Annotated in this window: 23 protein-coding genes; 4 read left to right on the forward strand and 19 right to left on the reverse strand. The window is 29.6% G+C overall.

The window, feature by feature from the left end; genetic code table 11:
• Positions 1-183: 183 nt before the first annotated feature.
• The 6 genes from LGK97_RS19720 to LGK97_RS00125 form a co-directional block, all read right to left on the reverse strand.
• Positions 184-315 carry a hypothetical protein gene (locus LGK97_RS19720; protein ID WP_264174938.1) on the reverse strand — a complete coding sequence of 44 codons (132 nt, stop codon included), beginning with the start codon at positions 313-315 and terminating at the stop codon, positions 184-186.
• 107 nt (positions 316-422) lie between these two features.
• Positions 423-659 carry a TIGR04540 family protein gene (locus LGK97_RS00105; RefSeq protein WP_226257696.1) on the reverse strand — a complete coding sequence of 79 codons (237 nt, stop codon included), beginning with the start codon at positions 657-659 and terminating at the stop codon, positions 423-425.
• 94 nt (positions 660-753) lie between these two features.
• Positions 754-2,382, reverse strand: coding sequence for a tetratricopeptide repeat protein (locus LGK97_RS00110; RefSeq protein WP_226257697.1), 1,629 nt, complete (start codon positions 2,380-2,382; stop codon positions 754-756).
• Positions 2,383-2,573: 191 nt separating this feature from the next.
• Positions 2,574-3,866: a VanW family protein gene (locus tag LGK97_RS00115; protein WP_226257698.1), complete on the reverse strand. Its 1,293-nt coding sequence runs from the start codon at positions 3,864-3,866 to the stop codon at positions 2,574-2,576.
• A 35-nt stretch (positions 3,867-3,901) separates the two neighbouring features.
• Complete coding sequence (locus LGK97_RS00120; RefSeq protein WP_226257699.1) at positions 3,902-4,558, reverse strand: hypothetical protein; 657 nt, start codon at positions 4,556-4,558, stop codon at positions 3,902-3,904.
• A 439-nt stretch (positions 4,559-4,997) separates the two neighbouring features.
• On the reverse strand, positions 4,998-5,897 hold the full coding sequence (locus LGK97_RS00125; RefSeq protein WP_226257700.1) for a DMT family transporter: 900 nt from the start codon (positions 5,895-5,897) through the stop codon (positions 4,998-5,000).
• Between the two features lie 235 nt (positions 5,898-6,132).
• On the opposite strand from LGK97_RS00125, the gene LGK97_RS00130 reads away from it, so the two are divergent.
• A complete protein-coding gene (locus LGK97_RS00130) occupies positions 6,133-6,921 on the forward strand; it encodes an EFR1 family ferrodoxin (RefSeq protein WP_226257701.1) in 789 nt (262 codons plus the stop codon).
• 25 nt (positions 6,922-6,946) lie between these two features.
• On the opposite strand, the gene LGK97_RS00135 is transcribed toward LGK97_RS00130, so the two are convergent.
• Positions 6,947-7,978 (reverse strand): DUF2804 domain-containing protein, encoded by a 1,032-nt coding sequence (locus LGK97_RS00135; RefSeq protein ID WP_226257702.1) that lies wholly within the window; start codon positions 7,976-7,978, stop codon positions 6,947-6,949.
• Positions 7,979-8,149: 171 nt separating this feature from the next.
• Positions 8,150-8,863 carry a purine-nucleoside phosphorylase gene (gene deoD, locus LGK97_RS00140; RefSeq protein WP_226257703.1) on the reverse strand — a complete coding sequence of 238 codons (714 nt, stop codon included), beginning with the start codon at positions 8,861-8,863 and terminating at the stop codon, positions 8,150-8,152.
• 335 nt (positions 8,864-9,198) lie between these two features.
• On the opposite strand from deoD, the gene LGK97_RS00145 reads away from it, so the two are divergent.
• On the forward strand, positions 9,199-9,861 hold the full coding sequence (locus LGK97_RS00145) for a TVP38/TMEM64 family protein (RefSeq protein WP_226257704.1): 663 nt from the start codon (positions 9,199-9,201) through the stop codon (positions 9,859-9,861).
• Between the two features lie 171 nt (positions 9,862-10,032).
• Here the strand turns inward: LGK97_RS00145 and LGK97_RS00150 are convergent, their stop codons facing one another.
• Positions 10,033-11,193, reverse strand: a complete 1,161-nt coding sequence (locus LGK97_RS00150) for a ribose-phosphate pyrophosphokinase (protein ID WP_226257705.1) — start codon at positions 11,191-11,193, stop codon at positions 10,033-10,035.
• Between the two features lie 248 nt (positions 11,194-11,441).
• Here LGK97_RS00150 and nudC point away from each other — a divergent pair, with 248 nt between their 5' ends.
• Positions 11,442-12,269: an NAD(+) diphosphatase gene (gene nudC / locus LGK97_RS00155; protein ID WP_226257706.1), complete on the forward strand. Its 828-nt coding sequence runs from the start codon at positions 11,442-11,444 to the stop codon at positions 12,267-12,269.
• A gap of 32 nt (positions 12,270-12,301) precedes the next feature.
• Positions 12,302-13,480 carry a DUF4317 family protein gene (locus LGK97_RS00160; RefSeq protein ID WP_226257707.1) on the forward strand — a complete coding sequence of 393 codons (1,179 nt, stop codon included), beginning with the start codon at positions 12,302-12,304 and terminating at the stop codon, positions 13,478-13,480.
• An 82-nt stretch (positions 13,481-13,562) separates the two neighbouring features.
• Here LGK97_RS00160 and LGK97_RS00165 read toward each other — a convergent pair whose 3' ends face one another.
• The 10 genes from LGK97_RS00165 to hcp all read right to left on the reverse strand — a co-directional run bounded on the left by LGK97_RS00165 (position 13,563) and on the right by hcp (position 25,614).
• Positions 13,563-14,258 (reverse strand): response regulator, encoded by a 696-nt coding sequence (locus LGK97_RS00165; protein ID WP_226257708.1) that lies wholly within the window; start codon positions 14,256-14,258, stop codon positions 13,563-13,565.
• 4 nt (positions 14,259-14,262) lie between these two features.
• Positions 14,263-15,834: a sensor histidine kinase gene (locus LGK97_RS00170; protein ID WP_226257709.1), complete on the reverse strand. Its 1,572-nt coding sequence runs from the start codon at positions 15,832-15,834 to the stop codon at positions 14,263-14,265.
• A gap of 22 nt (positions 15,835-15,856) precedes the next feature.
• A complete protein-coding gene (locus tag LGK97_RS00175; protein ID WP_226257710.1) occupies positions 15,857-16,210 on the reverse strand; it encodes an FMN-binding protein in 354 nt (117 codons plus the stop codon).
• 201 nt (positions 16,211-16,411) lie between these two features.
• Positions 16,412-17,383, reverse strand: coding sequence for a polyprenyl synthetase family protein (locus tag LGK97_RS00180; RefSeq protein WP_226257711.1), 972 nt, complete (start codon positions 17,381-17,383; stop codon positions 16,412-16,414).
• A gap of 162 nt (positions 17,384-17,545) precedes the next feature.
• On the reverse strand, positions 17,546-19,393 hold the full coding sequence (locus tag LGK97_RS00185; protein ID WP_226257712.1) for an NAD(P)/FAD-dependent oxidoreductase: 1,848 nt from the start codon (positions 19,391-19,393) through the stop codon (positions 17,546-17,548).
• 424 nt (positions 19,394-19,817) lie between these two features.
• Positions 19,818-21,011 (reverse strand): acetate kinase, encoded by a 1,194-nt coding sequence (locus LGK97_RS00190; protein WP_226257713.1) that lies wholly within the window; start codon positions 21,009-21,011, stop codon positions 19,818-19,820.
• 289 nt (positions 21,012-21,300) lie between these two features.
• Positions 21,301-21,666, reverse strand: a complete 366-nt coding sequence (locus LGK97_RS00195; protein WP_226257714.1) for a hypothetical protein — start codon at positions 21,664-21,666, stop codon at positions 21,301-21,303.
• A 120-nt stretch (positions 21,667-21,786) separates the two neighbouring features.
• Positions 21,787-22,518 carry a TIGR03915 family putative DNA repair protein gene (locus LGK97_RS00200; protein ID WP_226257715.1) on the reverse strand — a complete coding sequence of 244 codons (732 nt, stop codon included), beginning with the start codon at positions 22,516-22,518 and terminating at the stop codon, positions 21,787-21,789.
• A complete protein-coding gene (locus LGK97_RS00205; RefSeq protein ID WP_226257716.1) occupies positions 22,499-23,773 on the reverse strand; it encodes a putative DNA modification/repair radical SAM protein in 1,275 nt (424 codons plus the stop codon). The genes LGK97_RS00200 and LGK97_RS00205 overlap by 20 nt, the downstream gene beginning before the upstream one ends.
• A 197-nt stretch (positions 23,774-23,970) precedes the next feature.
• A complete protein-coding gene (gene hcp / locus LGK97_RS00210) occupies positions 23,971-25,614 on the reverse strand; it encodes a hydroxylamine reductase (protein ID WP_226257717.1) in 1,644 nt (547 codons plus the stop codon).
• Between the last annotated feature and the right edge of the window lie 18 nt (positions 25,615-25,632).

Here is a 25,632-nt window from a genome sequence, read left to right on the forward strand (position 1 = left end):
TTGATTTTATAATTTTATAATGGACAATTAGCTATATTTAATCCCAATCATCAAAGTAATAGGGTAGCAATCATCTGACTTTTAGTCACCTAATCGCTACCCACTCTTACATATTATAATAATTACTTACATTCTTTAGGTAGAAAGTCCCTACCACTAAGGTAGCTATTAGTTCACTGATACTTATTGTCCTCTAGAATTACCTCTTATAGTTTTCTTTGGTGTTTGTAATGGAGTTTTATTATCACCTTTAGATCCCTGCTCATTTGCAGACTTACTATTACTTGATGGGAAAGCTGGTTTATTCTTAGCCATTATATCACTCCTTTAAACATTTTGCTATTACTAACCACTTCTAAGAGTAGCCAGTAGCTTTCTTAAGTATATTATATAGTTTTATGGATATATATACAAGCGCTTTATTAATTACACATCTCCGAAAATACTTTATTAATAATTTCTACCCTTGAATTACCTAATATATTAGAAATTTTTAAAGATATATGACCATCTTTATAAACCCTATCCTCGTTTGAATCAACTAAGATAGTTATTTTTTCTTCTAACTTTTCATAAGTAATAACATTATCTAAATAAAAATCAATTAAATCTTTTAAACACATTCCAAGTGCCTTTGGATCTTTGTAAACTTTTCTCATACCGTACTCCTTATTATTTATTCTAAATATTTTTATAGTGTATCTTTATTATATCCTAATGTCTTTATAATTTAAACATATTAGATCTTTTATCTTATACTAATATATCTTCAATTAGCCTTTTCAAAGTTGTAGAGTCCTCCAAAACTGGATCTAATGCTAAAGATTTATCAGTGTATTCTAGAGCCTTTTCAACTTGGCTTAAATTAAAATAGCTAAGCGCGATATTATAATAAATTTCAGCATTGGCTCCATAGATTTCATAAGAATACTGGAAAAATCTTAGTGCATCACTGTCCTGCCCAATATAACTTAACAAAGACCCTATGTAGTATGCTAAATCCCCCTCTTCACCAATAGGGAAATAATGCTCCCAAACTTTATTTATTACAATGATAAGCTCTTCTAGCGGAAAGTCCTTTTCCTCATCTATCCTCTCAAGTAATATGTTGTAAAACTCTTGAAAGGTTCTTGCATCCCAAACTGTAAGTCTAAGAAATGTAAGAAATTGTTTTGTTTCTAAAGACTCTCCTAGTGGAACAACTGCCTTTTTTATTATATAAAAATCATCTGGTCCTATACTTTCAACAATTTCATTATAGGCCATGGTGGTTTCTACAAAATCATGAGTGCTTTTACTTAATAAAAACAATGACATATTTATATTTTCATGTTCATAAATACTATGAATTGCTTTTCCACCAAGGCTTTCAAAATACTTTTCCAATGAATGAAAGTTAACAGTCATAGATATGCAGCCGTGTTTTGATAAAAATGGGTGAGAATTTTCAAACATAGATTTTTCACTTTTATATCCTTTATCAGCAGAAATTAAAATTATATCATCATTAAACAACTTTTTCAGTCTAGAAATGCAACGTAAAGCCATTATAGGGATAGAAAAAGAAGTATTCTTCAATTGATCTTTGTAGTAAAGAAGAATTTTGTTAAAATCATTATCTTCATAATAATCACTTGCTTTAATTTCATTGTCTGTGTAGTAATAATCAAGGCCTGCAAGTATTGATTTATCTTCAGAATTAACTTCAATGTCTGGTCTTATTATTGTGATAAGTCCTTCAGAAATTTTTTCTTCACCTACAAAAAAAGTGTCTTGCGGGAGGCTATCAAAGGTGTAATTAGCTATTAAAATCAAAGGGTTTTCTAGATTTCCAGAACATAGCACTTCTCCGCTGTTCCTTAACTTAAGTTCTTCATCTTTAGCTATATCGAAGGTTGCACAATCAAGCACTCCAGAATCGAAATAGGGTTTCAAGAAACTATGACTTTGCCAATAATCAATATTTTTCTCCGAAAAGTCAGTAACTATGTATTTAAACTTAAGTGATTTCAACGAAGAGCTCTCAATCATATGTAAAAACCTCTTAAGAAAAGTATATGTAAATCTACCTACCCCTGAAGCTAGCTCCATTATGTATATTGTCGAATTTTTATCTATATCATTTCTTGTAACATAGTCTCTACAATAACCAAATACAGTCTTAGCATAAAGATTCGCAATATATGGATTGGTGGTAATATATTGAGGAACAATTCCTTTTCTCCAAGCTTCTGGTCCCTGATTTGCAAAGAAATCAGTTTGTAAATTCCATAGCATAGATTGCGATAAAGGTTTCTTTTCCTCAATTATAGCTGCTTTATGTTGAGAACCTTCTGAATTAGTAGTCTTCTTAATATTATATTTTTTAATTTTTGTTGACAAAGTGATTCCTCCCTAAACATAAAAATAATGTGTTTTACAAAATTATTATACTATTAGTACTGAATTATGTACAGTTAGGAACGCTTAGAAATATTATACTGTCCTCTAAAAGATTTTTCTGATTTTTAAAAATTAGAAACTGTATTGAAGTATTCCACTACAGTTTCTTTACACTATTACAAGTTAACTTTTTAGTATCTTTTTTTTAGTACAGATGATGTCATTGTATATATGTCATTTGAAATAAGCTCTGAATTAACCAGATTCCCATTTTCATAGGTTTTTCTGTTTACTACTACTTTATAACCATTATTATATTCATTTATATTATTCTCAATTATATATTTCTTTTTATTTAAATCTGAATTTGAAAAAATATTAATATATAAGTTTTTATTTTTTGTAAATGCCTCTATACACATTGGGTATTCAAAGGTATTTATAAACTTGAAGTCTATATTCTGCCAATCAACGGTGGCATCAAGCCCGAGTTCAACATAGGAAGACGGTAAAGAATGATTTGTTCTACCAATATCTTGTATACCTGCTTTTAAGACTGCATTATATAAAGTAGATGATACCTGACAAATACCTCCTCCTATTCCCGATTCAATTTTATTATCAATTATAACTGGAGCTTCCATGTACCCTCTTTCTTTTGTTCTCTCTCCAAGAACATCGTTAAAACTAAAGGTTTCGCCTGGAAATATGAGTTTACCATTAAGAGCTTTAACAGAAACATCAATATTATTGGATCTCATATAAGAAGATGACTTAAAACTTGTACTAAAAGAAGCTATACAGGTATTAATAAAAGAAAGTTTTTCTTTTGTAATTGCAGCGTCTGTTTTCTGAATAGGGGCTACAATACGTATGTCCTCACTTGCATTGGCCTTTATATTTTCTAAAATATATTTATTTAGCTTTTCTTTTTCAATTTTATATCCTTTTGTATCTGCATTTATTTTTATTTCACTTTCCGATTTTATTTCTATACTTGCATTTACAGGATTTTTATTAATTTCTTTCTCAATATTCGATGTAAATGTATTTATCAGGTTACTATCACAATTAAATCCTATATTATAATTTTTATTACTACCTGTCCTTATAATCCTGTGTTTCTTAATTATATTTAAATGTTTTCCAAAGTCAAATGCTTCATTTATAACAACATCCATATCATTACTCTTAATAAAGCGTGAACTATTAACAGCATATGTATTTTCATCAACGGTTACATAAAGTTTTTTGCTAAGCTTGCCTTCTATGTATTGAGATTTAACTATATTTCTGGCTTCTTGCTTAGTTTTTCCACCTACATCAATATTTGCTATTTTTATATCACTATAAATTAATTGACTCCATTTTTCATTTTCCACATTCAATCCCCACATGCATCCAATGGCCAAAGCTATAAAACTTAAAAAAAATTGAACTACTAAAATCTTAAAAACACTAGTGATATGATATTTCTCCTTCATGTGGCACCTCATAAGTAACTCTTAAATCTTAAATGTTATTTTCGAAAAAAATCAATAATACCATCTATCTTTTGAGTTTCATATTTAATTATATGTGTTTGTTCTTCTAACATGTTTTCTTTAATTTTTATTTCTTCTTGACAATTACTAATTAACTTTGACAGCTTGTCTATCTCCTCTTTATATTCATTAATACGCTTGTTAATTTTACTATTATATCCATCTATTACTTTAATTAAAACTGCTTGTCTTTCTTCCCCATCAGAAATAAGCTCATTTAAGTCAATATTAGAGGTATTAATAATGTTAATAACAGATTGTTTTATTACATCCTTTGGTAAATCCTGTGGCAATGCATTGATTAAGTTTTGTAACATGAAAACTGTATTAATGTTGCTATCTTTAAGTTTATACAACGAATATATCTCATTTAGAGGCATTATATTTTCATATTCTATATCTGAAGCAACTAAAGGATAAGTTTCCTTAATTACTGACTCAGATATCTTAATTTCCTCATTATAATCACTAGGCTTAATTTCAAAAATGTTATTTACTTCATTTAATTCATTATCATTATTTTCAGCTACCTTATTATTAATATCTTCATTTAAAATAATATGTTCTGATTTATCCTTGCTACCTTTTTCTACCAAGTTATATTTTTCTAGTATAGACATTATCTTTGCCATAGTAAACACTCCTTAAAATTAAAACTTTTAATTAATTATATAAGCCTACCGATTATGATTTTACCTATTGTTACTCCTAATATAAGAGTAATTAAACAAGAAAGAAAATACTTTAATTTAATTGTAAAAGCATATTGTGTTTTCAATAAAACCTTTTCAAATAAATTCAGTATTATATTATATAGAAACAATGAAAATAAGAAAATTGCAGTTCCAATAAAAAAAAGTATTATTGCCATTTATAATCACATCCATTTAATATACATATAAAAAATTTTAATTATTTTATTAATTTAATTATATTATATACTAAACAATTTATCACGGCAAGATATATGTTAATTCGCTAAATTAATCCACAAACAAAAAAATAAAACATTCATCCAAATTTTTTGGAATATATTTTATTTAATAAAGTCACCATTTAGTTATATTATATCTATTTGAAACGATTTGTACCCCATACCCCTATGAGTATAAGTGCAGAACCTATAAAATCATAAAAATGAAAGGCCTCTTTTAGAATAACCACTCCAGCCACTACAGAAACTATTGTTGATATATTTGCGAATACAGAAGTATTTGAAGCATCTATTTTTGATAATGTATAATTTATTAGCAAATATGCCGCAACGGAAGATAGTATTCCAAGATATAATACAGAAATAAGAAATTCAGAACTTTTTAACGGTTCAAAATAAGTTGTAATTTCATTCTTTATAATTAGATTTGATATCCAAATTATATTGAAAAACAAAGCGCCACTGCCCATCATAAAATATGTTATTTCAATTGGTGTAAAATACTTTGAAGATTTCCTTGAAATAATTGTGAATAATCCTGCGCAAGTTACTGCACCTAATAATAAGATTATCCCCCTTATAGAAGTATCTGAATTGTTTGAAGCACTCATTACACCTATAATTGCCACACCTGAAACTGAAATCACAATAAACATAATTCTTTTTATTGTTGGAATTTCTTTAAGAAAATACACCCCTAATATAGTAACTGCAATTGGTATAATAGAGAGCATAAGTCCCGCTATAGATGAAGAGGCTTCTCTAATTCCATATGTTTCAAAAATAAAATAAACAACTGGTTCTGCAAGGCAAAGAAGAATTAACTCTTTAATTGGTTTATTCTTGTAGTTCACCTTAAAAATTTTAAATACTATTAAAGCTGACATAATGAAAAATGCAAGAAGAAATCTAAAAGCTACAAGGGCAAGTGGACTAGCTACAGCAAGTGCTATTTTTGAAAATAAAAAGCTTAATCCAAATAATATAGAACTTACAATTGCAGCTAAATAAGCAAGTGTATTGTTTTCGTTGTTCATGGTTTCCCCCTTAAGATAATTTTATATAATCATTAACAATTCATTATATTTTAAGAACTTATCCCTGTCAAATTACTACATACTGGTAGTTGAACTATTGTCAAATTATTATTTAAGATTAATACTTATTTAATCATTATTTCTGTCTGTATACAACATGCCACTTGCCACGTGTGTGGCACTTTGTTATGATTATAGAATGGTTACTTTTAATTATTGATTGGGGGGGCATTTTATGATATTTTATTTTTCAGGTACTGGTAATTCTCTGTATATTGCTAAAACTCTAGCAAAGAGCCATAATGAAGACTTAAATTCTATATCAGCTGCAATGAAGATTCCAAAAGAAAACTATGAGTATACATTAAAAGAAAATGAGATTATAGGTATTATTTATCCTGTTTATGCGTGGGCACCACCAAAGCAAGTAATAGAATTTGTAAAGAATTTGAAGTTAATAAATTATAATAATAATTATATATTTACTGTGGCAACTTGTGGTGCAAATGTTGGCAACACTGTAAAAGTAATTGATAAAGCATTAAAAATAAATAACGTACATCTCAATAGTGGATTCTCAGTTGTAATGCCGAATAACTATATTATCGCAGGTGATGTAGATACTAAGAAAATTGAAAATATAAAACTTTTAGATTCCAAACATACAATAAACACTATAAATGATACAATCAAAAAAAGGTTAGATAATTTTTATCAGATCAAAAGAGGTTTTCTACCTGCGGTAATGACTTCCATAGTAAACCCGCTATTTAGCAAAAATTCTCTTAACACAAAAAGTTTCCATGTTAATGAAAAGTGTAATGGTTGCGGTTTATGTGAAAAAATCTGTAATACTGGAACTATTAAGGTTAAAGAAAAGCCTATCTGGGGAAATAAATGCTCTCAATGTTTATCTTGCATCCACTTATGTCCAACTGGTGCTATTCAGCACGGTAAATCTACACAGAAAAAGGGTAGATATATGAATCCTAAAATAAAAGTTCAGGACATGATAATAAAATAAAAGTGCGCCACCTAGGTGGCGCACTTTACCATTGTCCAAAGTGCTCTTGAGAAGTTCCTATTATAGAATCTATAAGGATACATTCTCCATCATCTGTTACAATGTTACCTGAAAAATGACCAACCACTTGATGTACTTCTGATTTTAAAATAATAATATTTGATTTTGCAATTCTTTCATAAAAAGGTACAAACTTAAGATCTATCCTATTTGTAATGGATGTCTTAATATTCCATGGTTCCATGAAATTCTTATTGTCATATTCAAATATTATGTCCTCGCTTAGTTTTGTTATCTTACCATCAACAATAATGCAATTCTCAGTCATACCACTTCCTTCTGCCCACTTAGCACCTAGATTAATGCCTATTGACCTTCCATTTACTATTCCAGAAGCATTAGCCCAGTTCCGTCTAACCTTATAGGGCCATATTCCCCTCCCAAAATCATGACATGCAAAAGTATTTTCAGGATTAAAGGAATATATATCTTCCCCCACTCTTAGTTCTCCATCAACAGGAAGACACTCATGTTTTGAAGTGAATTGAAAGAATTTTTTGTTTATCGGAACAACAACATTTAAGGTTTCATGTCCTTCTGGGTAAATCACTTTAAAGTTAGCTTCCATTAATTCTCCCATAAAATCAACGCATTTTGCAACAATTTGAGTAATATTTTCATCTTCTATAAAATATAGTCCCATTTTAGGATGTCTAAATGTTACAGTCTCCTGTACTTTTTCAGGCATTGAATAACCACTTCCAAAAGGACTTATAATTGTTTTCTCAATAAATTTTTGCGTTTTAAAATCTAAAAAATATACAAATGCCATACCTACATAGTCAATATTAGATATGGTAACTGAAAAAAGACATTCATCATTTGTTATGCACCAATAATTCCATTTCTTTTTTCGAAGCCAATTACCAGTAAGATTGCAATTAAATACTGGATTTCTGGACCAACCAATACTATCATCCTTTATATTACCATTACAATCACATAAATTTACACACTCAAGAATCTCCTTTTCTTTGTAAAGCTCTCTATTTTCCATAGTTTAGCACTTCCTTATTTACATATTCTTCCTTTTGTTAAATTATAACACTAACTGTGGAAATTAAATAGATAAATTTTAAAATATTGTTCTAAAAATAAAAGATCAGATTTTTAGATAACTTCTAAAAATCTGATCTTTTTATTTTTTGTATATTTAACTACATTTTAATTATTCAGCCATCTCTAATGCTATTTTTATCATATTAGTAAAAGCTTCTTGTCTTTCTTCAGAAGTAGTTAACTCATGAGTTACTAAATTATCTGAAACCGTTAGTAAACAAGCTGCTTTCTTTCCCAGTATATTTGCATTATGAAATAAAGCAAAGGATTCCATCTCTACAGAAGTACACCCGTGATTTTTATAAATATCCTTATAATCATCAAAGTTCTCATGATAAAATACATCTGATGAATGAACAATGTTTTTATGAACTTTGATCTCTAACTGTTCTGAGATTTTTTCTAACTTATTATTCAATTCAACTGATGCAGAAATTGTATCACCTTCATAGCCACTTTGAACTTTTGCATAACTAGACTCACTCCAAGCCTCAGTGCAAAGTATAACATCATATAAATTTAAATCCGCTGTGTATGCACCACATGACCCAATACGTATAATATTTTCTACACCATAAAAATTAAATAATTCATATGAATATATACCAATACTAGGCATACCCATACCACTAGCCATAACAGAAATTTTACGTCCTTTATATGTTCCTGTATATCCAAACACATTTCTAACATTATTAAACTTTGTAACATTCTCTAAAAATGTTTCTGCAATAAATTGTGCTCTTAATGGGTCTCCAGGCATTAATACGGTTTTTGCAATAATTCCTTCTTCTTTTACTTCAATATGTGCTGTTGGTATCATATTGAAACCCTCCTTGTAGTTGTATTTAGTATTTTTAATATAGTAAATTCAATAAATAGCTAATAATATATACTTACATATCAATTAATTGCATATTATTTAATCTTATACTAATCATTATACCAAAGTTTAAAATATAAAAGAATGACTTATGTCATTTTCATATAAAAAATTATTTAATATTTCTATAGTTGTCTTATTTTCTATTTGAATTCACTATTAGATATAATTAAAACTTTATTATATAATTAACGAGGCTATGTTAGCTTTTACTAAGATTAAGATAGATAATAGCAATATTTATTATCTATAAATAAAATATCTAGGAGGTTTCTATGGGTAATCAGATAGCAAACGCTATAAAGATAATATCTATTCTACTAATAATTACAATAATTATCTGTGTTTTTTGCAATATGAAAACTCTGCGTCATTGTACTCCAGAAAGCGTAAAGACCTTTGTTGATTCTTATGGAGTGTTCTCACCTGTAATTTATATAATTTTATTTACTTTTGTACCTCTTACTCTTTTTCCTGATTCAATTCTTGCCATAGCTGGGGGAATGTGTTTTGGAATGGTGGGTGGATTTATCTACACTATGATTGGTGCCATATTGGGTGGTTCCCTCTCCTTTTTCTTAGCCAAAACCTTAGGTCATAAAGTATTTAACAAATTTATAAAAACCGATGTGTCAAAACTAGAAAATGCTATTAAAAACAGAGGCTTTATGCTGGTATTTCTTTTAAGACTTATTCCCCTTTTCCCCTTTGATATTATTAGTTATGCGGCAGGTTTTTCAGGAGTAAAATTTAAAGATTTTGAATTTGCTACAATCTTAGGAATAATACCTGGCATATTTGTTTTTATAAACATTGGTGATAAAGCAACAGATTTAGGTTCTTCTAGCTTCTACTTATCTATTGCACTTTTAGTTGGGCTATTTGTAATGTCATATGCTTTAAAAAAGAAATTTTCTATAAGGGAAATTGAAGGCTAATCTACTTATATTATGTAGAAAAAATAAAGACTATTATGGTAAAAGGGTGATAATCCTTTCACTATAATAGTCTTTTACATATATTTATTATAATCCAAGTAAATATAATTTTTTTACAATTACCTAGTTCAAGTCAAATGCAAAATAACTACAATTATCTTCATCATTATTTTATTTAATAAGTGCTCTTTTATTTAATAAATGCTTTATGCCCTTAGTTGCATCAAGTAATGGTGATATAGATTTATCATAATTTAAATTGTTTATTATGTTTGCTATAAATTCTGACATATCAACTTCAGTGAACCACTTAGCTTCTCTAACTTCCTTTGGAATATATGTCAAATTTGTTGAATATATCTTATCGATTAAACCCTTTTCATAAAATTCGTTAAATTTTGAAATACCTTCAGTAAACAATGCAAAAGTTGCTGTGACAAATATTCTTTTAGCTTTACGTTTCTTTAATTCTAGAACTATGTCAAATACTGATTCACCAGAGGCTATCATGTCATCTACTATAAGCACATCTTGCCCTTCAACATCTCTACCCATGTATTCATGTTGAACTATTGGATTTTTACCATTTACTACTTTTGAATGGTCTCTTCTTTTATAGAAAAGCCCAATATCAAGTCCAAGCACACTAGAATAATACACTGCTCTATCCATAGCACCTGTGTCAGGACTTATAACAAGCATTTTTGATTTATCTACCAGTAAGTCTTTTTCCTCTTTTAAAATAGTTTTTACTATTTCATAGGTGGGGTAAATGTTGTCAAATGATATTAAAGGAATTGCATTTTGAACATTTGGATCATGAACGTCAAAGGTTATAATATCACTAACGCCTAATCTTTCTAATTCTTGAAGGGCCATAGCACAATCAAGAGATTCCCTATGCTTTCTCCTATGCTGTCTACTTGCATATAGTAATGGCATTATAACAGTAATTCTTCTTGCTTTTCCACCTAAGGCAGATAAAACCCTTTTTATATCTTGAAAATGATCATCTGGACTTTTATGATTTTCAAAACCAAACATCTTATATGTACAACTATAATTTCCTACATCAGCTAAAATAAAAATATCCTTTCCTCTAACTGTTTCTTCAATAATTATCTTTCCTTCACCATTTGAAAATCTTACATCCTTCATGTTTATAAGGAAAGATTTATCTTCACCTACCAATTGATTTATAGGTTCATTAACATCATCCTTGCGTTTTTCAATTAAAAGCTGATTAATCTTATTTCCAAGTTCCGAACTGCTTTCTAGCGCCATAATACCTAGACCACAATAAGGAACACTAGGTGTTTCTTTAACATCCATAATAATACCTCCTTAAAAAATCTACTCATCAAAAAATCTACTCCTCAGATATATTAACATAATTAAAGCTGTAAAAGAACCCTTAAAACATAAAATTCGACTATTTTCATAAAATACATTAATAAAAGTTCAAATACAAAAAAAATTAAGTATATGATATAATTAGATGAGATTAATAAATAAATTGTATTAATCATGATAGCCTATTATATGGCTATATATACTTATAGATTGGAGATATAATACTAATGAACAAAAAAGAGAATACAACTAATTTTATGCCGGCTGTAATTTCGATACTACCGGAAACAGAGGAAGATTTTTATTTCTTATTTTGCAAAGATGAGTTACTAGTTAAATCTGTAGATAATAACGCAATAATACCTTCAATTAAAGATCTAACGAACTTAAATTTAAAAAATGTTCAATATCTAGGCTCCATGGATGGTCAAAATTGCTTTTGTGGAGAAATAAGTAAGGATGATATCATTCCAAAGGATATGTATTTTAGCAAGCTTAGGGCCTTATCCCACCAATTACCCTTGGACATGTTTTGGATATCAGGAAGAGCAATTCAAATGGTAAGTTTTAATAATGATCATCAATTTTGTGGTAGATGTGGTACCTTAACTCAAAATGTAGAAGGAGAAAGAGCTAAAAAATGCTTCAAATGCGGATTAATAAATTATCCTAGAATATCACCTGCTATAATTGTGGCTGTTGTAAACAACGGTAAATTACTTCTTGCTCATAATACTAATTCTCCTAAAGACATATATAGTGTGGTTGCCGGTTTTGTAGAAGCTGGTGAGACTTTTGAAGAATGTGTTTCCCGTGAAGTTTTTGAGGAAACAGGAATTGTTGTGAAAAATATAAAGTATTTTGGAAACCAGCCTTGGCCTTTCCCCAATTCTTTAATGATAGGATTTACTTGTGAATATGCAAGTGGAGAGATTCAAGCTGATGGCATAGAAATTGAGCATGCGAAGTGGTATAGTTCCAATGAACTACCTGTAACTCCTAAGGGCATAAGCATAGCTACGGAGTTAATTGATTGGTTTGCTAAAAATTATTAATTTATTAAATAACTAGAAAAGGAGGTTTAATAATGAATAAAAAAGAAATTGCAGATATTAGAAAAGAGTTTAAATTAGACAGTAATATGATGAAAATACAAGAAATATATACCGTTTATCTAAAAAAAGATAATGTTCAAATTGATTTAGAACCAGTAATTTACTCTGAGTTTGATTACTTTGATAGAATGGATATGGATAAAAAAGAACTATTTCTGGGTAACTTCAAAAAGGTACTTACTGGTGCTCTTGATACTAAAATCTTTGAATTGGATTTTCAAAACTTAAAAGAAGAAAATAATACTCAAAGGTTTTTAAGCAGTGCTTTAAATTCAAGTAATAAAGACGAAATTCAAAATTACATTAATAATATTATTGAAAAGATTACAGCTAACTATAAATATGAAACAGATGTGGTTATTACTTTTATTAAAGCCGAATACTGGTTAGGTAAAAGCCATAAAAATATGAGTGCTGAGGAAAGCATCGAAGATGCAATGCAATCTTTTAATTTTATTTTATCAAGTGTAAATAAAATAGATATTCCAAAGAGGACTCTAAAATTCGACTATACTGGTAAAGAATTTAAAGCAAATTCGGTATTAGACTCAGTTATCAATCTCAGTGCTCCCCTTGAAGGATTCATGTTCCCTTGCCTTAGCAATGGATATACAGATATTAATAAAATTTTATATTATGCATCAAAACCTAAAGAGCTAAATTCCACTTTTATCGAGAATGTTCTTGACTGCAGTTTTAAATTTACTGCTGAAGATGAAAAAAATTGTTTTTCTGATATATTAAAATCTATAATTGGTGATAAAATAAAACCTGAGCTTATGAAAGATATTTATGCTAATATATACGAACTATCCCAGCAAACTGATGAAGAAGAAGACAACCCTACCCTTGGAATTTGTGATGTTAAAAATATCCTTAATAATTGCGGTGTAGAGATAGTATCCGATATAGAAACTGCTTTTGAAGAAACTTGTGGTAGCAAGTATGATTTTAAAATAAATAACATTGTTCCTGAATTTAATTCAAAATCCATTAAAATTACTAGTGAAGTTGCAAATATCCTTTTAACACCTAAAGATTTAAATTCAGTTAAGCAAGTAAAAAATAAGGATGGACGACGATGCCTTCTTATTGAAATTGATGATGATATTGTTATAGAGGGCTTTAAATTAGAAACTGAGGAGTTTTAGTACCTAACTTAACATTACTGTTATGTTTCAATTATATATTGACTAAAATGAAAAGGAGAATATTAGTGCATATTAAATGCTACTAATATTCTCGTTTTACCCTATACTTATTTTTAGGCCTACCTACATTGCCGTACTCCATTTCAACAACAAGTTTTTGTTCTTTTTCTAAATAATCCAAATATCTTCTAGCAGTAATTCTAGAAACTCCAATTTTATTCGCAATTTCCTCTGATGTGAAAGCAACTTCTTTCATATCTAATATTCCTAATAATATCTTTTCATAAGTATGTTGATTAAATCCCTTTATGTCTCCAATATCATCATCGTATTCGATTACATGTTTATTTTCTTTAATTGTATATTTATCGATAACTTCTTGATCCATGTTATCAATATTTTTAAAACTATGTCTTCTTTCTTTAAATTGAAGTAGCGCTTCTTTAAATCTATTAAATACAAAGGGTTTCACTAAATAATCTATTGCACCATATCTAAAGGCTTCCTCAACGGTTTCTGTATTCCTATCTGCTGTTATTAATATAACATCACATTTTAAATTTTCAAGTCTTATCCACTTTAATAAATCTGTTCCTTTGTCTTGCGGAAAAAAAACATCCAATAATATCAATTCTGGGTTAAAACTCAATATAACTTCCTTTGCCTTTTTAATGGAATTGACACTATCAATTAGCGTGAACCCTGGTACTTTTTTTAAAAACTTTTCATTAATCTCTCTCACCATTGGATCATCTTCAACAATAAGAACCTTAATCATACTTCTAACCCCTTTTCATCGGTATAAATATATCCCATGCAGTTCCATTATCTTGCACTATATTTATATCTCCACCTGCATAGTCAATTATTTGTTTTACAATACTAAGGCCAAAACCTCTATTTCCAGATTTAGTTGTAAAACCACGTGTAAAAATTTTATCTATTATATCCTCATTTATTCCAGGACCATTATCCTGAATTCTTATTCTGAGTGCTTCATTGCTAGAGTTTAATCTTATAAATATCCTACCATTTTCAAGTTTTACTAATTCCTCAATGGAGTTTTCTATTAAGTTTCCAATAATAGAACAAACTTCATCTACTGTTATGTTTTCAGGAATTCTATCTAAATATGAAGTAGCATCAACTTCTACAGAAATTTTAGCTTCTGTAGCCTTATTATATTTTGCAAGCAATATCCCAGCTATATGTACATTCTTAATTCTTTTCACTAGAATATCAGAGACTTCTTGACGTACCCTTGATATATTTGAAATATATTCAACTGCTTCATCATATTCTTCCAATTGAATAAGTCCTGAAATAGTGTGAAGCTTATTCATAAACTCATGATTTTGTGCTCTTAACGCACATGTCATCTTTTTAATTCCTGTTAGCTCCTCTGCCATATTCCTGACCTCTGTTAAGTCCTGAAAACTGGACACAACTCCTATAATTTCTTCCTTATGATTTTTTAATAATATGTGACTACACATAAGAGTTCTATCATTGCACATTTTAATTTCTTGATTATAAACCGCTTCATGTGTTTTTAGTACTTCCATCATTTTATCTGTATACCTGAAGTTCAAATTAGTGAGATTTTTGCCTATATCGTCATCTTCAAGTTTTAAGATTTCCTTAGCAATTTTATTAAACAGTATTATATTCCCATCCGTATTTATAGCTACAATTCCATTATTGAGATTCTCCAAAATTAAATCCCTTTGCCCAAGTAGCAGTGCGATTTCCTTTGGTTCTAACCCAAATATACTTTTCTTTATCATATTTGCTAAAAGCGCTGCTCCTCCTATCCCCACTAAAAGGGCACCTACTAGAGCTATCTTTAAATAAAACATATGAGTACTAAGCTCGGCATATACCGTATCTGTTAAAAGACCCACTAAAACGGCACCTACTTGTTCTCCTTTATAATATACAGGCACAAAGGCTCTTATTGCTGATATTAAAACATTCTTATCCTTAGCTACATAGGATTCTCCATTTAAAAGCACACGTTCTTCTCCACCATCTGCATATTTTTTACCTAGGGAGTTTCCATTAGGATAAGAATATTTTATTCCCTTCATATCCATAACTATTATATATTGAAATCTAGTTTTCTCTCTGAAACTTTCTATTGTATCATGAACTGCTTTATACTCTTTTGAAGTTGCTAAGGTTTCTTCAATTATATCAATAGAGGCAATGGTTACCGCTAAGTCCATGGCATTATTCCCCATTTGAGTTTCGACAGAATCTTGTACTTGATAATATGTAACAGCTCCTATACCACCAATTACGATAAAAATTATAATACTTATAAATATCGTTAACCTATATTGTAATTTCAATATTACTCCACCCCGTACTTAATTATTGTTTTTCAACCTTTGCCTTACTAAGTCCATCACTAATAGCATGAATCAGTCCATTGCTTGTATATGTAGCACCTGCCACAACCTCAACATTTGGGCTATTTGCTTTTATTATCCTTGCTGGGATTTTTTCATAAACTATGTCTGCAATAACGGGTGTTTCTTGCTGTTCTAATATTTTAATCTCTTTTATCTCATATTGATCTGTTACTATTTGTACCTTTATTGGTCCAATATGCCCTTCGGCGTTACCTTCATAACTTCCAGCATTATAAATTATATTTTTAGAGCCACAAGCCATTAGTTCTATAGCTAAAATAATTATTAAAGTTACCCCTAATAACTTTTTCAAATAATCGCCCTCCTTATTATTTCTTGAACTTATGCGGAGTATAAATCCATATTATAATATAGTGTCGTGTAACCTAATTTTATTATATCATTTTTCAGGTTTTAAGTCATTTAAAGTGAATCATTACTATCGTTGTTAGACCTCCTAACCCAAAAATAAGCATTACTATAGGAAGTAATGCAATCTTGGGGTATTAAGTAATCAAAAATTACGTTTTAGTAACTTTTGTGTTATATCTTTAATTATTTCTTTACTTTCGCAGTTAGGTAATCTTTCTATGTAATCAAAGGCTTTTTTCGTATATTTATCTGCTAAATTTTGAGCTTTATCAATTCCTTTATATTCAATAACTAATTTACTTATTTCATGTACATTATCAGCGCTTAATGAAGAGTTATCTAAAATAGAAGAAATTTTATTTTCTTTGTCTTCTGTCATGGCATATATTAAAGGCAAAGTGTAATAACCTTTTATTAAGTCACTTTGAGCATTTTTACCTAGTTCAATTGTTTCTCCACTATAATCTAGTAGATCATCTATAATTTGAAAAGCCATCCCAATATAGTACCCAACTCTTCCTAGTAACTTTGAAGTATTCTCACTACAGTTAGATTCTTTTGCACCAGCATAAAAGCTAATAGCAAATAACGCTGCTGTTTTACCTGATATAATTTTTATATATTTTTTAAGATTTGTATTTCTTGAGTATCTAATATTATGTTGTATTATTTCTCCCATACATATCTTAGAAATAGCCTTTGAAATATCCCTTAAGTTTTCTGTGCAATAATCAAATCCAGATAGCATTATAAAACACTGACAAAGCATAAAATCACCTATATAAACTGCATATTCTTTGCTATATTTGTGTTGCAACGTTTCAACCCCACGTCTAAGCTTAGCCTCATCTACAATATCATCATGAACCAATGTTGCCATATGCATCATTTCAATAGACGCCGCCAAGTTATGTATTTTATCTGTGTTACACTCTCCAAATTTCGATGCTAATAATAAGAAGGCAGGCCTTAACATCTTTCCACCTGATTCTACTAAAGGGGAAATAGCTTCGTCAAACTCTTTTTCATTAGATTTTACATTTTTCTTAATTATTTTCTGTACACTTTGTAGTTCTTCTGCAATATCAGGGTAATTCCTCCAAAACTCACTCATTTTATCACCTATGTCCAATTATTTTTAAACCTTTTAATTTTATGAACAATAATTACTTATTATTAATATTCCATCATAAAAGCAAATGTCCTTTTAATTTTTTAAAAGGACACTTGATTTTTAAAAATTTTAATTTTAAATTAATAATTAACGATACTTATATTAATCAATATACAAATAAGATTTTTTAACAAGTCCTATTCTTTTCCAATACTTTTTAAGTATTGGTAATACATAGTAGTCACATCCAAATGTACTTCCTGATCCACCTATAAGAGCAACTCCTGCAGCCAAATACCATAACATCTCAGTAGGCGCCATTCCTGAAGTCCAAATCATCGTCCCCATAGCAATGGACATAATTGAAGCTAAAGCACTAAACAATCCAACTATAAGCATTAAACCAACTAGTATCTCTGCAATTACCATTCCTGTTTGGAAAATTGTAGCTAAGGTTGTAAATCCACCATCTCCAGTGTAGAAGAAAGTATCCATAGACCATTTCATAATCTTCTCTATAAAATCTGGTACTGGTAATGGTGCTACCCAGTTAGCTGCTGTTTCTGCAGCGCCTTCCGCTGCAGCTGTTGCTGCTGTTACTCCATCAACTACTTTAGCAGGTATTAAGAAAATTTTTGTAGGATCCTCTAATATTTTTGGTAATTTTGTAAGGCCTTCTTCTAACCATTTATAACCTACAAACATTCTTAGTGGTACTAGCCAGAAGTTTGGAGATGCTTTAGAGAAATATCCACCTACAAGACTTCTATTATCTTTAACATGGAAAATTTCATGCATTAAGTATGACCAACATTTATTAAACCCAGCAACTTGGAAGAAATATACAAGGTTTATAAAGTGTTTAACAAATAATGCAAAAAATCCAGATAAACCAAAAAACTTATCTCCTGCGCCTACACTTGCTACACCATATTTCCCACCTATACATACCATTACACCATGGAATGAAGGTTTGTATGATTTCTTTTCTCCACCCTTTATAGAACTATAAATATTATGTGCTATTATAGGTGCAGACTGTTCTGCATTTTCTACCATCTGAGGAATAGGTCTTTCCTCACCTTCTGGAATAAAGAAAATATTATCACCAACAATATAAACATTTTCATATTCTAAAGATTGTAATTTATCATTTGTTACTATTCTTTTTCTGCCCTTTTGCTCTAAATCCATTTTACCAACAATATCTGAGCCTTCAACACCTGCTGCCCAAATTACTGTATTGGTATTAATTGTACCTTTATCTCCCATGGTAACAGATTCTTTTGTAACTTCTGTAATACCTGAGTTTGTAATTATTTGAACACCTAATTTATTAAGTCTTCTTTCAGCTTTTCTAATTAACTTATCTGGTAAGTTGGGTAATATTTTAGGTAATGCATCTACTACATATAATTTTACTTCATCTTCGCTTATGTAAAATTCTTTACATAATCTTTCTTTCCATTCGCCTAGCTCACCTATCATTTCAACACCTGTGAATCCGCCACCAACAACTACAAATGTTAACATCTTTTGTCTTTTAGCTTTGTTTGTTTCTTTTACTGCTTTTCTGAACATATTAAGAATATGTTCTTTTAAATCTACAGCATCTTCATAAGACCATAACTTTTGAGAGAATTCCTCTGCGCCCTTTATTCCAAAGTATGTTGGCTTACATCCAGATCCAATTATTAGATAATCATACTTGTAGGTATTACTTTCAGATTTTAATACGTTATTCTTAAAATCCAAGTCAGTAATTTCATCAAGTACTACATCCACTTTTCTTTTTGCAAATATTTTTTTCAAATCAATTTTAATTGAATCCTCTGAAACTCTTCCTGCTGATACTTCATGAAGTTCAGTGAGTAAAGTATGATACGGATTTTTGTCAATAAGAGTAATTTCAACATTTTCATCTTTTTTAAACTTTTTAGCAAGTTTTTTTGCTGTTAATACTCCACCATACCCTCCGCCGAGTATAGCTATTCTTTTCTTTTCACTCATTTTGTATCCCCCTCAATTTGAGAACTATTATTTATGGGCTTTTTTATAAAAAATATAGTTATTAAATATTAAATAAAAAAATTAAAATTCCTTAAAACAAATTAAGTATATTACTATATCACTAGTAATTTTATTTAATTCATTTCAAATGTTCTTAGTTAAAATTTTATCACAATTAGTTAGGCTATGCCTATCTCTACGCAATTTGGTCATTAATTTAATGTTTTGTTAATTTAGTTCATAGTTACATTCATATAATTATTATTTACATAAAAACATAAAAATACTTATATTACTTACAATTCAATTAAATATTTGAGTAAATAAAAAACTTATTATATTTAAATAAAAACTTAGGGGGTTTAAGTATAAAAAAGAAACCTCATCAATTTTTCATGATTGCGGAGGTTTTTTAAAATATATCTTATGAGTTAACTATTTCTTTTGCATCTCTTGCAATCATTAACTCTTCATTAGTTGGTATTACAAAAACTTTTACAGTTGAATCGGCCGTGCTTATTTCTGCTGCTACGCCAGCAACATTATTCTTTTCTTTATCAATTTTAACACCTAAAAACTCTAAGCCTTTGCAACAAGCTTCTCTAGCCTTTGATGAGTTTTCACCAATTCCGGCAGTGAATATTATACAATCCACTCCACCTAAAGCACCTGCATAGCTACAGATAAACGTCTTAATTTTATAGTGAAATACATCTAATGCTAATTGAGCTCTTTTATTATTCTCTGCTGCATCCCAAATATCTCTAAAGTCACTGCTTAACCCTGAGATTCCTAGAACTCCAGATTTTTTATTTACTAAATCTGATACTTCTTTTGAAGACATAGATAATTCTTGCTCCAAGAAAGTAATAATTGCTGGATCTATATCCCCTGCTCTTGTTCCCATAGCCAGACCTGCAAGTGGCGTAAATCCCATACTAGTATCTATAGATTTACCTCCTTTAATTGCAGCAATACTTGCTCCATTTCCTAAATGACAAGAAATAATTTTTAAATCTTTTATATCTTTGTTCATCATGTCTGCTGCTACCTGAGAAACGTATTTATGAGAAGTTCCGTGGAAACCGTACTTTCTTACTTTATGTTCTTCATATAGTTCATATGGTAATGGATATATATATGCATGCTCTGGCATGTCCTGATGAAAAGCGGTGTCAAATACTGCAATCATTGGAGTATTTGGCATAAGTGCCTTGCAAGCATTAATCCCAATTATATTTGGTGGATTATGTAGTGGTGCTAGTTTTGAACACTCTTTTAAAGCTATCATTACATTTTCATCAATAAGTACAGATTTAGAATAACATTCACCACCATGAACCACCCTATGACCTACAGCTGATATTTCATTCACACCTTTGATTACTCCATTAGTTTCATCTATTAATGTTTCAAGAACTAATTTAATTGCATCTGTATGGTCTTGCATGTTTTGTTTTACTACATACTTACTTCTACCTTCAACCTTTTGAGTTAAAACAGACCCTTCACTACCAATCCTTTCAATCAATCCTTGTGCTAAACAATTTTCGTCTTTCATATCTATAAGTTGATATTTTAAAGAAGAACTACCACAGTTAATAACTAGTACTTTCATAAAAATTCACCATCCTGCATATTATTTGATTGTTTGAGATTTAATAAATATTTTCACTACAAGATAAATAATCTTGTTATTTCGTGTTTCTTTTTACCAGTTTTATAGCTTTTTGTATATCACATTTAATATATAGTGTATCTTACAATACATATAGTATAGAATTAACGACATATTTGCAAGTGATTTTTCAATATTTAATAGAATTCTTACAAAAAAACTAAGTCTTAACTATTAAGACTTAGTTTTTTATAATCATTATGTATCTTTATGCATAAAAAAACAAATATTACATATCCTTAGGCTTTATATCATTAAGCATTTTTATATTTCCTGTTATGTACCATTTAGATTCTTTTTTTTCTGCACTGTACAGTTTTCCAAGTATTCCAAACTTGGACATGACTCCTGCAAGAGAACCTACAAATGAAGGTGTATTCAATTGACTCTTTTTAGTTTTTTTCACATTATCTAAATCTTTAATAGTAGGCACCTTAGGTAGCTTAATGCAAATTTCTTTACTGGTTTTAGATGTATCTTTACTTATAGCCTTTAATTCTTCTAATACTTTAAAAATTTCTTTCATCATGTTTTGTTTTTTTTCTATGCTTATAGCAGGTGTTTCAATCTCAACATATTCTATTCCTTTTTTCATAATCATCTTACCTTCCTTTAATTAACAATTTTTCAGTCAAAGTCTTTAAATATATTATAACATGTTTCTTAACACTTTTAAAAAGAAATACTGAAATTTAAAATAGTTGTGTTAACGCAACTATTTCATCTCAATTAAATTATTCCAATACTTCTTAGGCATATGCTGCATTTGAAGTCTTTCATTAGTTCTTTCTTTTATAGCAATGCTCTTGTGAAAGGCTTTCCATAGATTTTGATAAAAAAGTTCTTCTTTATCTGTGCTTTCTAATTTATCAAATTTCAATTCACGAAGCATCCATTGATTATTTTCATATACTATACCAATTTTCCTTTTAACATCATGGATTATCCACTTTTCATTTGTAAGTCTTTCTTTAAAATGATTTCCTAATAATTCTAGAATATTATAGCTAGGCTCAATTGCTGCATATAATATCCCCTTAAACTCTTGAAATCTAACTAATCCTAAAAACCTATGTGTTTCAAATGCTACTTTTGAAGAGTATTTTTGGACTTCTCTTACCGTTTCATCTGAAAGTAGATCATTAATTTTGCTCCCTAGCTTAAATCCCATCTGTACATATTTAAGTAACTTTAATTCTATTTCAGGTGACTCAGATAAAAACCCTTGATACACATTAATTAATGTATCTTCTGAAATTTTTTCAACAATAGCATCGTAAACTTTCTTTGATTTCACCATATCTGTTTTTATAACCTTGTCCTCAAATAGGATATTAAAGTTATAGGTACTATCCTTTTCTATACTCTCAGGTACTTTATCATAATAACAAAGATATATAACATATAAAAAACCATCAAAACTGCCATCATAGATGTATCTTAGCAAACAAATCACTCCTTTGACTAAAAAGGCTTAATTGCTCAGACTTATCAAAACTTTCGTAGTCTAATAAATAATTTTTAAGTCTTATTTTCTCCATATCCTTATCTCCATAAAACTTACCACTACAGGTTATAAAAAATCTAGCTCTTTTAAGGACTATACCAAGTTTCTTTAAATTTTCATATGAAAGATTACAAAGTCTTCTTGCTCTTATAATTCTCAAAGCCGAGGTTACTCCTATTCCCGGAATTCTAAGTAAAGTTTCATATGGTACGTTATTTATCTCTACTGGAAACTTATCTAAATTGTTTAACGCCCAAAAGGCCTTTGGATCTAAATCTATATCAAAGTTAGGATTTAGGTCATCTAATAATTCTTTTGCTTTAAAACCATAAAATCTTAAAAGCCAATCAGCTTGATACATTCTATGTTCCTTTAAAAGCGGCGGAGTAGTTTGTATTGCTGGCAAATTTGAGTGCTCCACTACTGGAACATAAGCAGAATAATACACCCTTTTAAGGCCAAAGGTATCATATAATCCTTCTGTAAGACTAATTACTCTTAAATCACTTTCCTCAGTTGCTCCTACCATTATTTGAGTGCTTTGTCCTCCTGGGGTAAACTTTGGTGTTTTAAATCCTTTTTTCTTATAATCATCAGACTCTATTATACTTTGCTTAATAAATCCCATAGGTCTTAATATATCCGCTTTACTTTTTTGAGGTGCCAAAAGCTTTAAACTTTTCTCTGAGGGAAGCTCAATATTTACACTCATTCTATCTGCATACAATCCAGCTTCATATATGAGTTTTGGATCAGCACCAGGAATAGCTTTTACATGAATATATCCATTAAATTTGTGTATCACTCTCAAATCTTTCAATATTCTAACTAAGTTTTCCATGGTGTAGTCCGGGTTTCTTTCAACCCCTGAACTTAGAAATAATCCTTCAATATAGTTTCTTCTATAAAAATTAATTGTTAAATCCACTACTTCTTTAGGTGTAAAGCTTGTTCTTTCTACTTCATTACTAGATCTATTTATGCAATATTTACAGTCGTATATGCATCTATTAGTATATAAAATCTTAAGTAGAGAAATGCACCTACCATCTTGTGCCCAGGAATGACAAATACCTGCAGCTTCTGCATTCCCTATACCGCCCTTTGTATTTTTTCTGCTAGAGCCACTAGAAGAACATGAGGCATCATACTTTGCTGCATCTGATAATATTTCAAGTTTTTTCATTACATCCATTTTCATCACCGCCAAACGTTTGTTCTCATTTTATCATACTTTGTCCAAATATAAAAGAATTATTTAACAACATTTTGGAAGCTTTAAATCTTCTCCCAAAGTTGTTAATATTGCAGTATTGCAGATGATGATTTAATTTAAAAGAGCAGTTTCTAAAAGTACCTATGTACTTTTAGAAACTGCTCTAATGTTAAATTTTATCCAAGTATTTGTTTTAAATCAGCTTCCGGTGTGCTTATAGGCTTTATGTCAAAATTATCAACTAAGAATTGTAACACATTCGGGCTTAAGAAAGCTGGTAATGTTGGTCCTAAATAAATTCCTTTTACTCCAAGGAATAATAATGCCAATAAATCAGCAACAGCCTTTTGCTCATACCAAGTTATAACCATTGCTAGAGGTAAATCGTTTATTCCACATTTAAATGCATCAGCTAGTGCTAAAGCAATTCTAACAGCAGAATATGCATCGTTACATTGACCTACATCTAGTAATCTTGGAAGTCCTGCAACCTCACCAAATTCTAATTTGTTAAAACGATACTTTCCACAGGCCAAAGTAAGAATAATACAATCTTTAGGAACTTGCATAGCAAATTCAGTATAGTAATTTCTTCCTGCCTTTGCTCCATCACATCCGCCTATTAAGAAGAAGTGTTTGATTTTCCCTTCTTTAACTGCGTTTACTATAGTTTCTGCATGGCTTAAAGTTGCTTTATGACCAAACCCTACTAGAATTTCTTTAACTTCTTCATCTTTTTCGAAACCACCAAGTTCTAGTGCTTTACTTATTATCTCTGAGAAATCTTTATGACCATTCTCATCATTTTGTATATGCTTTATTCCATCCCATCCAACAACACTTGTAGAGAAGATTCTATCTTTATAAGAATCTTTAGGTTTCATTAAGCAATTTGTTGTCATTAAAATACAACCTGGGATACCATCAAATTCCTTTTGTTGATTTTGCCATGCTCCTCCAAAGTTTCCTACTAAATGAGCATATTTATTAAGCTCAGGATATCCATGAGAAGGTAACATTTCACCATGAGTATATATATTTATACCCTTACCCTCTGTTTGTTCTAATAACATTTCAAGGTCTCTTAAATCATGACCTGATATTACTATGAAAGGACCCTTTTTAACATTTACATTTACCTTTTGAGGTGAAGGTGAGCTATATTTTTCTGTATTAGCTGTATCTAATACTTCCATAACCTTAACACTCATCTCTCCAGTTTTCATTAATACTGCAATAAGGTCTTGAAGCGTTAAACTATTATCTGTTAACGCAGCTAGAGCAACAAAATAAAACTCATCTACTTCATCACTGTTATATTTAATAAATCTAGCTTGGTGTGCATATGCTGCAATACCTTTTAATCCGTATTTTATAGTCTCGCGAACGGAGCGAATATCAGCATCTAAATTTTCATCATACATAACTCCTGCTTTTTTAGCATCTATAAGTATTTGTTCTTTAGAATTACTTAGATTATATAGAGCTTCTTGTCTTTGTACTTCTTCACCAACCATTTTTCTGGCTTCTTCTTTAATATCTTGAGATTTTTTAAGTGCATTCATATGAGCTTCTGGGTCAAAGTTTACATTAGTTAATGTCATAAACAATGAATTTTCAACAAATGAAACCCATGACTTATCAATTTTTTCACCTTTTTCTAAAAGTTTAGTAACATAACAACTTATTCCCTTTAACTGATAGATTAATAAATCCTGCATTGCTGCAATTTCTGGTGTTTTTCCACATACACCTATTTTGGTGCATCCTTTACCGCCTGCAGTTTGCTCACATTGAAAACAAAACATTTCTCCTTGCATATGTATCCCTCCTATTTT

This window comes from Clostridium sp. CS001 (genome assembly GCF_020443565.1).
In the GTDB taxonomy this organism is placed as follows: Bacteria; Bacillota; Clostridia; order Clostridiales; family Clostridiaceae; genus Clostridium_AD.